Consider the following 14723-nt stretch of genomic DNA (forward strand, 5'->3'; position numbering starts at 1 on the left):
GAATCGCCCTCGGGGAGTGGTCGGCAAGCGGCGTAACATCCAGACTTGTGCCACACAATGGGCCGACAAGTCATCATACAACAAGCGCGTGTTTGTATGTTGACATTATTTATTGTCGACCCTACCAGATAGCGGCCCTGGGAGGATGATCGTGGCACTGACCAATGCGGATTTGCTGTTTCCTGCCGAGGCGCTTCCGCGCTCGATCGCCCGCGATCTCTATGCCGGGATCAAGGATCTGCCCCTGGTCAGCCCGCATGGTCACACCGATCCGCGCTGGTACGCGCTGAACGAGCCGTTCCCGGATCCGGCGCAATTGCTCATCGTGCCGGACCACTACATCTTCCGCATGCTGTTCAGCCAGGGGGTTCGCCTCGAGGATCTCGGCGTGGCGACGCTCGACGGCACGCCGGTGCAGACCGACGGCCGGACGATCTGGCGGCGCTTTGCCGAGCACTATTATCTGTTTCGGGGCACGCCGACCCGGCTGTGGCTCGATCATGTGCTCGCCGATCTGTTCGGCATCGGCGAACCGCTGAACGCGGCGACCGCCGACGGCCACTACGACACCATCGCAACGCTGCTGCAGTGGGAGAATTTCCGCCCGCGCGCCTTGTTCGAGCGCTTCAACATCGAGGTCATCGCGACGACCGAGGGCGCGCTCGACGATCTCAAATGGCACCAGATGATCCGCGACAGTGGTTGGCAGGGCCGTGTCGTGACGGCTTACCGGCCCGACGCCGTCGTCGATCCCGACTTCGAGGGGTTTTCAACCAATCTCGACCGGCTCGGCGAAATCACCGGCTGCGACACCGGCAACTGGACCGGCTATCTCGATGCGCATCGCCAGCGGCGCGCCTTCTTCAAGAGTTTTGGCGCGACCTCGTCCGATCACGGCCATCCAACGGCGGAGACCGCCAATCTCTCCGAAGCGGCGGCCGAGGAGCTGTTCAATCGGATTCGCCGCGGTTCCGACGACGAGCGCGAGCGGAAACTGTTCCGCGCCCAGATGCTGACCGAGATGGCCAAGATGAGCCTCGACGACGGGCTTGTGCTGCAGATCCATCCCGGTTCCTGGCGCAACCATTCGACGGCCGTTTTCCAAAGATTCGGTCGCGACAAGGGTTTCGATATCCCGACCCGGACCGACTATGTGACGGCGCTGAAACCGTTGCTCGACTGCGTCGGGCTGGAACGCGACCTCACGATCATCCTCTTCACGCTCGACGAGACCAGCTACGCGCGCGAACTGGCGCCGCTTGCCGGCGTCTATCCGGCGCTGAAGCTAGGGCCGGCCTGGTGGTTTCACGACAGCCCGGAAGGCATGCGGCGCTTCCGCGAGATGACCACCGAGACGGCCGGCTTCTACAACACCGTCGGCTTCAACGACGACACCCGCGCCTTCCCATCCATTCCGGCGCGTCACGATGTGGCGCGCCGGGTCGACTGCGCGTTCCTCGCGCGTCTCGTCGCCGAGCACAGGCTGCGCGAGGACGAGGCGCATGAGCTGGCGCGGGAGCTTGCCTACACGCTTGCGAAGAAGGCGTACCGGCTCTGAGCCGGGCGCTACGATTTTGAAAGGGAGGAAGTTATGTTGCATTTTTCGAAATTGACGGCGGCCACGTTCGCCTTCGGCTCACTGCTGGTTGGCATTGCCAATGCCGACACCGTGCTGAGGTCATCGGATACCCATCCCGACGGCTATCCGACCGTCGAGGCGGTCAAATACATGGGCGACCTGATCAAGCAGCGCACCAATGGCCGCTATTCGGTCGAGGTCTACCATTCGGCGCAGCTCGGAGAGGAAAAGGACACGATCGAGCAGACCCAGGCCGGCGTCATCGACCTCAATCGCGTCTCGATGGGACCGTTCAACGGCGTCGTTCCGGAAACGGCGGTTCCGTCCCTGCCGTACATGTTCCGGTCGGTCGACCATATGCGGCATGTGATGGATGGGCCGATCGGTGACGAGATCCTGAAGGCTTTCGAGGCGCATGACCTCGTCGGCCTCGCCTTCTACGATTCCGGCGCCCGCTCCTTCTACAACACCAAGAAGGACATCACTTCGATGGCCGACATGAAGGGCATGAAATTCCGTGTCATCCAGTCCGATGTGTTCGTCGATATGGTCAACGCCTTGGGCGCCAATGCCACGCCGATGGCCTATGGCGAGGTCTATTCGGCTTTGCAGACGGGCGTCATCGACGGCGCCGAGAACAACTGGCCGAGCTTCGAATCCGCCAAGCACTACGAGGTTGCCAAGCACTACACCATGGACCAGCACCAGATCGTTCCGGAAGTGCTGGTGATGTCGAAGGCGAGCTGGGACAAGCTCGCGCCGGAAGACCAGGCGATCGTCCGGCAAGCGGCAAAAGACAGCGTCGTCAAGATGCGCGAATTGTGGGACGCGCAGGAGAAGAAGTCGCGCGACATCGTCGAGAAGGCTGGCGTCAAGGTCAGCGAGATCGACAAACAGCCGCTGATCGATGCGATGAAGCCGGTCTATGACAAGTATCTGTCGACGCCCGAGTTGAAAGACCTCGCATCACGTATCCAGGCAACCAAGTAACCCGTTCGTGGCAAATGATGGCGCGATGTCCGCGCCATCATCCGGGGGAGGCGTGCATATGAAACCATTTTGGCTCGCAATAGAGCGGCTGCTGTCAGGATTGGCGAGGCTTGCGCTGTGGATCAGCGGCATCGGACTGACCCTGATGACGGTGATCATCTTCTGGCAGGTATTTTCGCGCTATATCCTCAACAGTTCGCCAAGCTGGACGGAACCCTTCTCGGTGCTTTTGATGGGTTGGTTCATCTTCCTGGGGGCAGCGGTCGGTGTTCGCGAGCGCACCCATCTGGGGTTCGATGTGTTGCTCTATTTCCTTCCGACCGCCGCCAAGGCGGTGCTGCGCAGCATTTCGGACATCGTCGTGCTCGCCTTCGGCGCCGGCATGATCGTCTACGGTGTCCAGCTTGCCAGGCTGACCTGGAACACGGTGATGCCGTCTCTTGCCTTCCCGGGCGGCGTCGGTTTCCTGCCGGTCATCCTGGGCGGCGCGCTTGTCTGCCTGTTTTCGCTTGAGCGGCTGGCCGGGCGGTTTGCAGGACTGCCGGTCGATGCTGATCAGTACGCCACGGGCGAGGAGGGTCTGTGATGGCACTGACGGTTCTGTTCGGCACCTTCGTCTTCCTGCTGATCATCGGCACACCGATCGCGTTCTGCCTCGGCGTCGCCAGCTTCGCGACGGTGCTGGTGCTGGACCTGCCGCCGCTCGTGGTGTTCCAGCGTCTCAACTCCGGCGTCAGCGTATTTTCGCTGATGGCCATCCCGTTCTTCATCTTCGCCGGCGACCTGATGGTGCGTGGCGGTATCGCAGCCAGGCTGGTGGCGCTGGCCGGTTCCCTGGTCGGTCACCTGCGTGGCGGGCTGGGGCAGGTCAACATCGCTGCCTCGACCATGTTCGGCGGCATTTCCGGCTCGGCCGTGGCCGATGCTTCGGCGGTCGGCGGGCTGATGATCCCGCAGATGAAAGCGCGCGGCTATGGCATCGACTATGCCGTCAACATCACCTCCGTCGGCGCCATCATTGCGCTGCTGATCCCGCCCTCGCACAACATGATCATCTATTCAATCTCTGCCGGCGGGCGCATCTCGATCGCCGACCTGTTCACCGCGGGCGTCATACCCGGCCTGCTGCTGGCGCTGTCTCTGATGATCACCGCCTATTGGGTCGCCAGCCGTCGCGGCTATCCGACCGAGCCGTTCGCGGGTTTCGGCCGCGCATTGCAACTGCTTGTCGCCGCGATTCCGGGCCTGGTCCTGATAGGCATTATCTTCGGCGGCGTCCGCTCCGGCATCTTCACGGCCACTGAAAGCTCGTGCATCGCCATCGTCTACGCTTTCCTGGTGACGCTTGTCATTTACCGCTCGATGAGCTGGAACGACTTCGTCGCCGCCACAACGGCAGCCGTGCGCACGACGGCAATGGTGCTGATGATCATCGGCTGTGCTGCCGCCTTCGGCTGGTTGCTGGCCTATCTCAGGGTCCCCGCCGCGCTCGTCGCCTTCCTGCAGTCCGTGTCCGACAACAAGCTGGTCATCCTGCTGATGATCAATGTGGTGCTGCTCATCCTCGGCACGTTCATGGACATGTCGCCACTGATCATCATCACCACGCCGATCTTCCTGCCCGTGGTGATGGCCTATGGCGTGGACCCCGTGCATTTCGGCGTCATCCTGATCCTCAATCTCGGCATCGGCCTGTGCACGCCACCCGTGGGGGCGGTGCTGTTCGTCAGCTGCGCCATCGGACGGATCCCGATCTGGACGGCGATGCGCTCGATCTGGCCGTTCTACGGCGCGGCTTTCGTCGTGTTGATGCTTGTCACCTACATACCGGAGATTTCATTGTGGCTGCCGAGCCTGTTCCACTAGAGTTTTGACGCAATTCCGGACGGAAAACCGTTTCACGCTTTTCCGGGATTGCTTAAGGAGACCACCACGTGTCCGCTGCCGCAAACGACCTCAAGGTCGAGAGAAAACCCAAGCTGTCGGAAACCGTCGTCGCGGCGATCCGCAGGCAGCTGCAGGCGGGCGAGATTCAGCCTGGCCACAAATTGCCGACCGAGGGCCAGCTGACCGAGACCTTCGGCGTCAGCCGCACCGTCATCCGCGAGGCGCTGGCCAAGCTTGCCGCCGATGGGCTGGTCGAGCCGCGCCAGGGCGCCGGCGTCTTCGTCACCGAGCACATCTCGACGATGTTCGGCGCGCTGGCCGCCGACATGGGCAGCAAGGATTCGATCGCGCTCAACGTGCTCGAAGTGCGGCTTGCGATCGAGATCGAATCTGCCGGGATCGCCGCCATCCGCCGCAACGCCGCGCAGGAGGCGGCAATCCAGGAAGCGTTCTTCGAGTTCGAGCGGCTGCTGCTCGCCAGCGAGCCGACCGGCCCGGCCGATCTCGCCTTCCACCGCGCGATCGCCAGCGCCACCAACAACCCGTTCTATGTCGAGATGCTCGATGTGCTCGGCCGGCGTGCCATTCCGTGCGACGTGACTTCTCCCTGGTCGACCGAGCTTGTGCAGTCCGACAGCTACCAGCGCGGGCTGCAGCGCGAGCATCTGGTGATCCTCAACGCCATTACATCGGGCGATGCCGAGGCCGCGCGTGAGGCCATGCGGAAACACCTCACCGCCAGCCAGCAGCGCTACCGCGAGCGCCTGCATGCGCGTCAGGCTTTCTACACCGACTCGGTCAAAGCCGCCGCTAGCGGCGAATAATCATCGCAAGTCAGGACTATAATGAGCCAGAGCCATACCGACTTCACCTCACGATTTGCCATCGATCCGGTCGCCGCCGCGGCGATGGGAACCGATGAGCTGCGTCACAATTTCCACATTGACCACCTGTTCCAGCCCGGCCGCATCAGCCTGACCTACACCCATTACGACCGCATGATCGTCGGTGGCGCCGTGCCGACCGGCTTGCCGCTTCAACTGGAAGCGATCAAGCCGACCGGCACCAAGAACTTCCTCGACCGCCGCGAGCTGATCGCCGTCAACATCGGTGGGGCAGGCGTCATCGAGGCCGGCGACCAGTCCTTTGAATTGCAGGCGCGCGACATGCTCTATCTCGGCATGGGATCAGCCGACGTGTCGTTTGCGTCGGCGGACAAGGGCGTGCCGGCAAAATTCTATCTGCTCAGCGCGCCGGCGCATCACGCCTGGCCCAGCCAGCTGATCCGCATCGGCGATGCCAAGCGCCTCGATCTCGGCAGCAAGGATGCCTGCAACGAACGCTCGATCTTCCAGTTCATCCATGCCGAGGGTGCAAAGACCTGCCAGCTGGTGGTCGGCATGACGCAGCTGGCGCCGGGCTCGGTGTGGAACACCATGCCGTGCCATGTGCATGACCGGCGCATGGAGGCCTATCTCTATTTCGACCTGGCCGAGACGGCGCGCGTCTTCCACTTCATGGGCGAGCCGGACGAAACGCGCCATCTGGTGGTGCGCAACGAGGAAGCGGTGCTGTCGCCGGGCTGGTCGATCCATTCGGGCGCCGGCACCTCCAACTACGCTTTCATCTGGGCAATGGCCGGGGACAATGTCGACTATACCGATGTCGATCCGGTAAGCTTGGACGATCTGCGGTGAGCGACCTCTCCGCCTTCAGCCTTGCCGGAAAGCGCATCCTGGTGACCGGCGCCAACACCGGCATCGGCCAGGGCATCGCGGTGTCGATCGCACGCGCCGGCGGCGTGGTGATCGGCGTCGGCCGCTCGTCGATGGACGATACGGCAAGCAGGGTCGCCGCGATGGGCGGGCAATTCGAGGCGGTCAGCGCCGATCTTGCCGATACGTCGGCCGCCGGCCCATTGCTCGACCGTATCTGGGAGGAAAGCGGTCCGCTCGACGGGCTGGTCAACAATGCCGGCATCATCCGGCGCGCCGATGCCGTCGATCTCAGCGAGACCGATTGGGACGACGTCATGGACCTCAATCTGAAGACGGCTTTCTTGCTCTGCCAGTCCTTTGCCAGGCGTGTCCTGGCCGGCAGGCGCCAGGGAAAGATCGTCAACATCGCCTCGGTGCTGAGTTTCCAGGGTGGCATCCGGGTCGCGTCCTATACCGCCTCGAAGCATGGCGTGCTCGGCATTACCCGGCTGCTCGCCTGCGAATGGGCGCAAAAGGGCATCAACGTCAACGCCATCGCGCCGGGCTATATCGAGACCAACAATACGCAGGCGCTGCGCGCCGATCCCGACCGCAGCGCCGCCATCCTGGCGCGCATCCCGGCCGGCCGCTGGGGCGAAGCGGCAGACATTGGCGATGCCGCCGTGTTCCTACTGGCGCCGGCGTCGAACTACATGCATGGCGCGGTGGTGCCGGTGGATGGCGGCTGGCTGGCGCGATGAGGAGAGATGACGATGACCGCAAAGATTTTCGCGCATGCCGGCGAGGGCGCGTGGACGGCGACGCCGGACGGCAACAGGCGGCGCGTTCTCCTGTACACCGATGAATTGATGATGGTCGAATTCGGCTTCGACAAGGGTGGCGTCGGCGCCCTGCATTCGCACCCGCATGTGCAGGCAAGCTACGTCGCCGAGGGTCGCTTCGAGGTGACCATCGACGGCCGGACCGAAACCATTGCGGCCGGCGGCAGTTTCATCGTGCCCTCCGGTCTGGTGCACGGCGTCAAGGCGCTCGAAGCGGGGCGGCTGGTCGACAGCTTTACGCCGCATCGGGCCGATTTCCTCGCTTAACGGTGGGAGATCGAGGAGGGAAGACCCGCGCCCCTGAAGAGGCGCGGGTTGTTGCCTGGGCGCTTGTGGCGCCGCGGTACTCAAGACATGACCGCAGGATGCGGAAGCTGCCGCATGATGGTGAAGATAGTCTTAATGCGCGGATGGTGGTGATGGCTGGGCGGCTGCATTCGGTCAGGTGATGTGCCGGAGCAGGCTGAAAAGCCGCTCGAACGTCTTGCCGTAGGGCGGGCGCAGCAAGGCCCCGGCGCTCAGGCGGGATTGATGGAAAACCGGCTTCTCCTTGCTGAAGGTGCGGAAGCCCCATTCGCCGTGATAGGCGCCCATGCCGCTGGCGCCGACGCCGCCGAAAGGCTGGTTCTCCTGCACCAGATGCAGCATGCAGTCGTTGATGGTGACGCCGCCGGCGACCGTCTCATGCAGGATGCGTTGACGATTGCCGTTGTCGCGGCCGAACCAGTAAAGCGCCAACGGCCGGTCTGCCCGGTTCACATGGCCGATCGCCTCGTCGATCCCGTTATATTCGACGATCGGCAGCACCGGCCCGAAAATCTCTTCGCGCATCAACCGCAGGTTTGCACCGGCGTTGCGGACCAGGGTTGGCGGCAACTTCCGGCTTGTGGCACCAAGTTCCTCTCCGGCCGGGTTGATCTCGGTGACTTCGGCGCCGGCATCGCGCGCCTCGACGATCATGTCGCGCAGGCGCTTGTGGTGCCGGTCGCTGATAATGGCGGTATAATCGGGGTTGTCGCGCAAGGTCGGGTAGAGCTTCGCGATCGCCATTGCGAGCTTGGCAGCGATCGTTTCTGCCTGTCCCTTCGGCACCAGCAGATAGTCGGGTGCGATGCAGGTCTGCCCGGCATTCAACAGCTTGCCATAGGCGACGCTGGATACCGCCGCGTCGAGATCGCATGACGGATCGAAGATCGCCGGCGACTTGCCGCCGAGTTCGAGCGTAACCGGGGTCAGGTTGGCGGCCGCCGCGATCGCGACCTGGCGTCCGACCGATGTCGAGCCGGTGAACAGCAAATGATCGAAAGGCATCGACACGAACGCCTTGCCCATCTCGGCATCGCCGGTGATGACGCTGAGCTCGTCGGGCGCGAAATGCTCGGCAACGAGTTCGGCCAGCAGCGCCGAAAACGCCGGCGTCAGTTCGGAAGGTTTTATGAGCACGCGGTTACCGGCGGCAAGGGCGGCGGTCACCGGCGCGACAGCGAGCTGGAAGGGATAGTTCCAGGGCGATACGATGCCGACGACACCGAGCGGCTGCGCGATGAGGCGATTTCTGCCCGGCAGGAACGGCATGCTCGTGGCAACGCGACGTTCGCGCATCCAGCCGCTGAGATGGGAAAGCGCGTGGCGGATGCCGGCGCGCACGACAAACAATTCCGCAAGCCGCGTCTCGTGCGCGGAACGGCCACCGAAGTCGGCGTCAATGGCCGCGCAGATCTCGGCCTCATGCCGCCCGGTCAGCGCCAGCAGGCGCTTCAGGCGATCCTTGCGGACGCCATTGTCGGGGAAAGGCTGCGCCTCGAAGGCCGTACGCTGCAAGCGAAAACGCTCGCCGAGAGCATCCTGTCTGGTCTGCAGCATCGCGCCCTCCCTGGCTTGCCGGGCCGAGCTTACATCGTGGTGCGTGAGGGAACCAGCGGGGTGCGGGTGCCCTTGGGGAAGGCCCGCCCTTGCTCGATGCCGCCGATCGGTTGGCCTGTTATACTGACCTGTTCCTGTTGTGGTCCTATGCCTGCTGGGCTAAGGCAAGGTGCCCATGCGGAGAGTCGTTTTGACCGGTTTCCACATCCTCTCCAATTCACGAAATGTCGGCTCGGTGTCTGCCTGATGCAAGTGCGGGCGACGAGCATCTTGGCCGTGGACCCCAAGCGGCAGGTTTTGCACTGGGTGGCGCTGATGCAAGATCGGGTCGCCGTATTATGCAAGCGGAATTGCGGATGAAGGGCGCTCTCAGGCTTGAGGTTGCGTTCGGTGCGGCCACGCGGAGGGTCGTGCGGGAGTTTCAGCGGCTGGTACCACTGTCCCTGAAACGGCGCATGCAAACACGCACATACGCACGCGCGACGCCGGCCAACAGAATTTTCATCTCGGGCTGTGCGCGCAGCGGGACGACACTGACACAGCGGCTGATGAGGTGTTTCGAGGACACTTTCGTCCATCCGCCCGAAGCGCGATACACAATCCTGGACATGCTGGACCGGCCGGAATCCAACCTCGTCGTCAAGCGCGATGCGCGCAGCTTTGCGCATTTGGCGAAGTTGCCTGCGTCCATTGGCTTGATTTATTGCGTGCGCCACCCATTCGACACGCTGACAAGTTCGCATCCGCAAACACGCAACGAGCGTCGGTTCCACGTCACGCCGCAGCGCTGGCTGGCCGAATACGACGCGCTGATAAAGCTGAAGAAGGCACAGCCGCACAGGCAGATACTTTTTGTTCGTTACGAAGACATGGTCGGCGCGCCCGATGCCATGCAGGAGAGGATCGCGCAGTCGTTCGGGCTGACGCCGCGGATTCGCTTCAGCGAGGATCCGGACAATCCGATCCGGGTGACATCGTTGAGAAAATGGGAAAGCAATGAAGAATTGCGGATCTATCTCAGGGGCCTGTCGCCGGCATTTCTCGCCCGCGTCGGGCGCTTCTGTGCCGAGTTCGGGTACGATATGGCGGTAAGCGCGCCGACCACGGACGCTCCGTGATGCAGGCGGCTGTCATCGCGACAGAAGAGCAGGATCCCAAGCGGCGCGTGCTGAAGGACGTGTTCGGCTTCGATGATTTTCGCCCCGGCCAGGCCGATGTCATGGATGCGCTGCTGGCCGGGCGGCACGTGCTGGCCGTCATGCCGACGGGTGCGGGCAAATCGCTCTGCTACCAGGTGCCGGCGCTGGTTCTGGGCGGGCTCACCATTGTCGTTTCGCCGCTGGTGGCGTTGATGCAGGATCAGGTCGCCGCCTTGCGCCTTGCCGGCGTGGCGGCCGACACGATCAACTCCTCGATCGACCGCGACGCCAATATCGCCGCCTGGCGACGCGTCGCTTCGGGCCAGACGCGCCTGCTCTACCTCGCGCCGGAGCGGCTGATGACCGAACGGATGCTCGACGCGCTGGCCAGGCTCGATATCAGCCTGATCGCCGTCGACGAGGCGCACTGCATCTCGCAATGGGGCCCGGCGTTCCGGCGCGAGTATGAGGACTTGTCGCGGCTGCGCGGCATTTTCCCCAATGTGCCGATCATCGCGCTGACCGCGACCGCCGACGAGAGCACGCGCACCGACATCGAAGCCCGGCTGTTTGCTGAGCGTGTCGAAACCCTGGTGCTGGGCTTCGACCGGCCGAACATCAAGCTTGCCATCGAGGCCAAGCAGGATAGCAAGCGCCAGTTGCTGCGCTTCGTCGAGCGTCATCCCGGCCGCAGCGGCATCGTCTATTGCCTGTCGCGCAAGAAGACGGAAGAGATGGCAGCCTTCCTCGAAAAGAACGGCGTCACCGCGCTCGCCTATCATGCCGGCATGAGCAAGGAGGCGCGTGATGCGAATCAAAACGCCTTCATGACTTTGTCCGGCGTCGTCATGGTGGCGACCATCGCCTTCGGCATGGGCATCGACAAGCCTGACGTCGCCTATGTCTTCCACACCGATATGCCGGGCAGCCTGGAGGCCTACTACCAGGAGATCGGCCGCGCCGGCCGCGACGGGCGGGATGCGGAAGCGCATATGCTGTTCGGCCTTGGCGACATCCGTATGCGGCGGCTGTTCATCGACGACGAGGATGCCGCCGTCGAGCACAAACGGCGCTCGCATCGCCGGCTCGACACGCTGATCGGCTATTGCGAGACGGCGCAGTGCCGCCGCCAGGTGCTGCTGGGCTATTTCGGGGAGGAAGCGCAGCCTTGCGGCAATTGCGACACCTGTCTCGACCAGGCGCCGCGCGCCGATGGCGGAGCGGAAGCACGGACCATCCTGGCGGCCATCGCGCAGAGCGGAGAACGCTTCGGTGCCGGCCATGTCATCGACATCCTGCTTGGCCATGAGACAGAGAAGATCCTGGCCAGGAACCACCAGAGGCTCGCCAGCTTCGGCAGCGGGCTGGCGCACAAGAAGGATTTCTGGCTGTCGCTGATCCGGCAGCTCGCCGCGAGCGGTTTCCTGGAGCCGGATCCGAGCGGCCATGGTGGTCTCGCCATCGCCGAAAAGGGCCATGCACTCGGTCGTGGCGAGATGCCGTTCCACTATCGTGTAGAGGTGCGCAGCCGCGCCTTGCGCAAGATGCGAGCGGCCGAGGGTATGAACGCGGAAGGCGTGGATGCATCTCTGCTGGCCACGCTCAAATCCTTGCGCCTGCGCCTGGCCAAAGAGCGCCAGGTGCCGGCCTATGTGGTGTTTTCCGATCGCACGCTGATCGACATGGCCGAGCGCCGCCCGCGCGACCTCGACGCCTTCGCCGAAGTGAATGGCGTGGGGGCGGCAAAGCTGAAGGAGTTCGGGCAGGTTTTCTTGAGCGTGATTGCGGGGCATCAATCCGATGGCTCGGCCTGAGGATTGCGAGACTGGTCTGCTCGACGACAGGACGGTCGCCACGCTGCAGATGGGGCGCCCGTCATTGTAGCACCCTAGTGGCGGGTGCTCAGATCTGCGTTGTTACGGTTGTGCTGTTCCTTTTCGGAAAACCACTGTGGCCCGAATAACAAGTCCGGATGGTGATAATCGTGGCGGTTGATAGGATGACCACGACGGCGGTCTGAGCAAAGCGACGCCGAAACCAGAGCCGCCTCTTGGTTTCGCAGATCGTTAGATTCGTCGCAACGCGCGGACGCATTGCCGATCACAGCGGCGGGCGCTTCTGGCCGTTAGGTCCGGTTGGCATAGGCGCGTTGCGCCTGTGCGCTCTTGCAGAGCTGATCCAATTTGTCGCGGATCCGGTCGTTATCAAGCAATAGCTTGGCGCGTGGGAACCCTCTTTTGCGAAGCTCCCATTCGATGACCTGCCACCCTTCGTAGTCGCCGGATTCCACAAGTTTCCCGGCCTCGCGCCACATACGCGCGTCACGCTCTCGGGACACGGCTTTTCTCCCATGCTCTTGCGCCAAGCATACAGGAGGCCGGACTGATATGCGAAATGCCTATCGCGTTCCGTCAAATTACTGGCTCGCGTCCACTCTTTGACGAGCTCCTCGGTAGTGCGCAATTTGAATTTAAGTCGGCATTTTGGTTTCGGCATGCGCGCCCCACTAACGTTTCCATTCCCTACTGATCAAGACCTGAAACCAACTAACCTAAGCCTTTTGGAGCAATGTTATTTTCTGCAATGAAGACTAGGGTAGCTTAAAGGAGTGCTGAAATGGCAACTGAAAGCACAGGGCAAAACAAGCAGGTATCGGAGGCCAAAGCGCGCCGCGACTTTCTGAAGAAGGCTGGCCGTTTCGCAACCGTGACGCCGCCGGCCATAACACTTCTGCTCGGCACAAGTTTGAACTCCGAGGCGGTGGCCAAATCAAGTGGATCACGTTCCGGTAAAGGATCAGGTGACAAGAACCACGTTCACGTAGGCTCCTCCAATAGCGGCTATAAGTTCGGGCGAGGTCAGTCCGACAACCAGCACGGCGGATCAGACAATGCCGGTGGCGGTGCCCACGGGGGCTCAAGGTCCGGCGATCCCAACTAAACGCGCCGGGATAGCGAACCACACGGCGATCATGTCTGCTTTCCTTTCCCATCCGGGGCATCATTCCTAGGCGGCTGTGTTACAGTGCCGCCATAGCAAGGCCCGTCGCTCACCCTCAGCAGCGGCGGGCTTTTTTGTAGGCACGATCTACAAATTCATCATGCAGGGGGTTGGGCTAATGGAACGCGCCGGGAACCGAGTTCAGTGATCCACGTTTCCCCAAAGGTCATGCTGAATGACCTAACGACGGAGGAAACAATGAACATGAAAATGCTCACAATGGGCGCGATGGCGCTTGCGATGATGGCCGGCGCCGCAGTTGCTGGCAGCACATCCGCACTCGACGATCCGGCAAAGATGTCACCGTTCTTCACGGACGCCGGGATGAAAACGTTGAGGACGGAGAAGGATTTCAAGACCGCATGGATGGCCATGAAACCCGATGAACAGAAGGCGGTGTTGAAAGACTGCGGCGATACCACGCTTAACAAGTCGCATGCAGAATTCTGCGCGATGGCGAAGAAGATGGGCAGCTAGGCCGACCGTCGAAGGCGGGCACCGGTCCGCCTTCGAGTTGACAGCGGAACGAAAACCGCATCCGGGCCATATCAATCGGGCTTTACATTCCCAAGATAGGAATATCATCCTTGGTGGGAATGGGGCGACTCTCAAAAAGTTTCGCAATGGCTAGGGCTGCGATCGAGGCCCTTCTGAGGCTTGTTACATCCCCTCCAGGAGGATAGTATCCGTCGCATGAGCGGCCAATCCCACATCCACGAAACCCATCCCGATATCGTCAAGCGCCTGAAAAGGGCCGATGGACATCTCAAGGGCGTCATCGACATGATCGAAGCGGGCCGGCCCTGCCTCGACCTCGCCCAGCAGCTTCATGCTGTCGAGAAGGCCATCTCGCAAGCCAAGAAGACCCTGATCCAGGATCATCTCAACCATTGCCTTGAAGATGTCGTCGGGCCCTTGGCGCGCGAGCAGCGCCGCTCGATCGATGAGTTCAAGGATATTACCAAGTACCTGTGAGAAACGTCATGCTGGGTAGAGTGCGGGACTGGTTCGGCTTCGGCCCTATGACAGAGGGCTTCAGCGGCCACGGACATGACCACGGTGATGGTCGCCATGGCCACACCCATGGCGTCATCGATCCGACGATCGCCACGACAACGCGCGGCATCTGGGCGATCAAATGGTCATTCGTCGTTCTGGCCATCACGGCAGCGCTCCAGCTTGTGGTCGTGTTCCTCTCCGGCAGCGTGGCGCTGCTGGCCGACACGATCCACAATGTCGGCGACGCGGTTACTGCCATTCCGCTGTGGATCGCCTTCGTGCTGGCCCGCCGCAAACCGAGCAAGACGTTCACCTACGGACTGGGCCGGGTCGAGGATCTGGCTGGGATCGTCATCGTTCTCATCATCCTGTTCAGCGCCATCGTCGCCGGCTACGAGGCGATCGACAGGCTGATCAATCCGCGTCCCATCGCATTTCTCGGATGGGTCGCCATCGCCGGCCTCATAGGGTTCATCGGCAATGAAGCGGTCGCCGTATTTCGTATCCGCGTCGGGCGAGAGATCAACAGCGCAGCCCTGATCGCGGACGGCTATCATGCCCGCACCGACGGCTTCACCAGCCTAGCGGTCGTGCTCGGCGCTATCGGCGTCTGGCTGGGCTTTCCGCTTGCCGATCCGATCATCGGGCTGCTGATCACCGTGGCGATTTTCGCCATCGTCTGGCAGTCGTCGAAAGCCGTGTTGACGCGCATGCTCGACGGAGTCGA

At 62.5% G+C, this 14723-nt stretch carries 16 protein-coding genes; 14 read left to right on the plus strand and 2 right to left on the minus strand.

What is annotated here, in order from left to right; translation table 11 throughout:
* Positions 1 to 145: 145 nt before the first annotated feature.
* The 8 genes from uxaC (at position 146) to NKJ89_RS24710 (ending at position 7262) form a co-directional block, all read left to right on the plus strand.
* Positions 146 to 1558 (plus strand): glucuronate isomerase, encoded by a 1413-nt coding sequence (gene uxaC / locus NKJ89_RS24675; RefSeq protein WP_502904150.1) that lies wholly within the window; start codon positions 146 to 148, stop codon positions 1556 to 1558.
* A 33-nt stretch (positions 1559 to 1591) separates the two neighbouring features.
* Positions 1592 to 2569 (plus strand): TRAP transporter substrate-binding protein, encoded by a 978-nt coding sequence (locus NKJ89_RS24680; protein ID WP_352606335.1) that lies wholly within the window; start codon positions 1592 to 1594, stop codon positions 2567 to 2569.
* 58 nt (positions 2570 to 2627) lie between these two features.
* Complete coding sequence (locus NKJ89_RS24685) at positions 2628 to 3155, plus strand: TRAP transporter small permease (protein ID WP_352606337.1); 528 nt, start codon at positions 2628 to 2630, stop codon at positions 3153 to 3155.
* Positions 3155 to 4435: a TRAP transporter large permease gene (locus tag NKJ89_RS24690; RefSeq protein WP_352606339.1), complete on the plus strand. Its 1281-nt coding sequence runs from the start codon at positions 3155 to 3157 to the stop codon at positions 4433 to 4435. The genes NKJ89_RS24685 and NKJ89_RS24690 overlap by 1 nt, the downstream gene beginning before the upstream one ends.
* A 68-nt stretch (positions 4436 to 4503) precedes the next feature.
* The gene (locus NKJ89_RS24695; protein ID WP_352606341.1) at positions 4504 to 5280 is read left to right on the plus strand and encodes a FadR/GntR family transcriptional regulator; all 777 of its coding nucleotides are present in this window, start codon (positions 4504 to 4506) and stop codon (positions 5278 to 5280) included.
* Between the two features lie 21 nt (positions 5281 to 5301).
* Positions 5302 to 6153 (plus strand): 5-dehydro-4-deoxy-D-glucuronate isomerase, encoded by an 852-nt coding sequence (kduI, locus tag NKJ89_RS24700; RefSeq protein ID WP_352606343.1) that lies wholly within the window; start codon positions 5302 to 5304, stop codon positions 6151 to 6153.
* On the plus strand, positions 6150 to 6914 hold the full coding sequence (gene kduD, locus NKJ89_RS24705) for a 2-dehydro-3-deoxy-D-gluconate 5-dehydrogenase KduD (protein WP_352606345.1): 765 nt from the start codon (positions 6150 to 6152) through the stop codon (positions 6912 to 6914). Before kduI ends, kduD begins: the two co-directional genes overlap by 4 nt.
* Before the next feature lie 12 nt (positions 6915 to 6926).
* The gene (locus NKJ89_RS24710; protein ID WP_352606347.1) at positions 6927 to 7262 is read left to right on the plus strand and encodes a cupin domain-containing protein; all 336 of its coding nucleotides are present in this window, start codon (positions 6927 to 6929) and stop codon (positions 7260 to 7262) included.
* A gap of 174 nt (positions 7263 to 7436) precedes the next feature.
* Here NKJ89_RS24710 and NKJ89_RS24715 read toward each other — a convergent pair whose 3' ends face one another.
* Positions 7437 to 8858: a coniferyl aldehyde dehydrogenase gene (locus NKJ89_RS24715; RefSeq protein ID WP_352606349.1), complete on the minus strand. Its 1422-nt coding sequence runs from the start codon at positions 8856 to 8858 to the stop codon at positions 7437 to 7439.
* A gap of 455 nt (positions 8859 to 9313) precedes the next feature.
* Here NKJ89_RS24715 and NKJ89_RS24720 point away from each other — a divergent pair, with 455 nt between their 5' ends.
* Both NKJ89_RS24720 and recQ read left to right on the plus strand, forming a co-directional pair.
* Positions 9314 to 9976, plus strand: a complete 663-nt coding sequence (locus NKJ89_RS24720) for a sulfotransferase family protein (protein WP_352606351.1) — start codon at positions 9314 to 9316, stop codon at positions 9974 to 9976.
* Positions 9976 to 11811 (plus strand): DNA helicase RecQ, encoded by a 1836-nt coding sequence (gene recQ, locus NKJ89_RS24725; protein ID WP_352606353.1) that lies wholly within the window; start codon positions 9976 to 9978, stop codon positions 11809 to 11811. Before NKJ89_RS24720 ends, recQ begins: the two co-directional genes overlap by 1 nt.
* A 311-nt stretch (positions 11812 to 12122) precedes the next feature.
* On the opposite strand, the gene NKJ89_RS24730 is transcribed toward recQ, so the two are convergent.
* Positions 12123 to 12335 carry a hypothetical protein gene (locus NKJ89_RS24730; protein ID WP_352487311.1) on the minus strand — a complete coding sequence of 71 codons (213 nt, stop codon included), beginning with the start codon at positions 12333 to 12335 and terminating at the stop codon, positions 12123 to 12125.
* Between the two features lie 278 nt (positions 12336 to 12613).
* On the opposite strand from NKJ89_RS24730, the gene NKJ89_RS24735 reads away from it, so the two are divergent.
* From NKJ89_RS24735 to NKJ89_RS24750, 4 genes are all read left to right on the plus strand, one after another.
* A complete protein-coding gene (locus tag NKJ89_RS24735; protein ID WP_352606355.1) occupies positions 12614 to 12937 on the plus strand; it encodes a hypothetical protein in 324 nt (107 codons plus the stop codon).
* 258 nt (positions 12938 to 13195) lie between these two features.
* On the plus strand, positions 13196 to 13474 hold the full coding sequence (locus NKJ89_RS24740; RefSeq protein ID WP_352606357.1) for a hypothetical protein: 279 nt from the start codon (positions 13196 to 13198) through the stop codon (positions 13472 to 13474).
* A gap of 216 nt (positions 13475 to 13690) precedes the next feature.
* Positions 13691 to 13972, plus strand: coding sequence for a metal-sensing transcriptional repressor (locus tag NKJ89_RS24745; RefSeq protein ID WP_023758556.1), 282 nt, complete (start codon positions 13691 to 13693; stop codon positions 13970 to 13972).
* A gap of 8 nt (positions 13973 to 13980) precedes the next feature.
* Positions 13981 to 14723 (plus strand): cation diffusion facilitator family transporter (locus tag NKJ89_RS24750; RefSeq protein WP_352606359.1); only part of this gene is annotated, 743 nt, incomplete at its 3' end.

The organism is Mesorhizobium sp. M0047, assembly GCF_040323315.1.
In the GTDB taxonomy this organism is placed as follows: domain Bacteria; phylum Pseudomonadota; class Alphaproteobacteria; order Rhizobiales; family Rhizobiaceae; genus Mesorhizobium.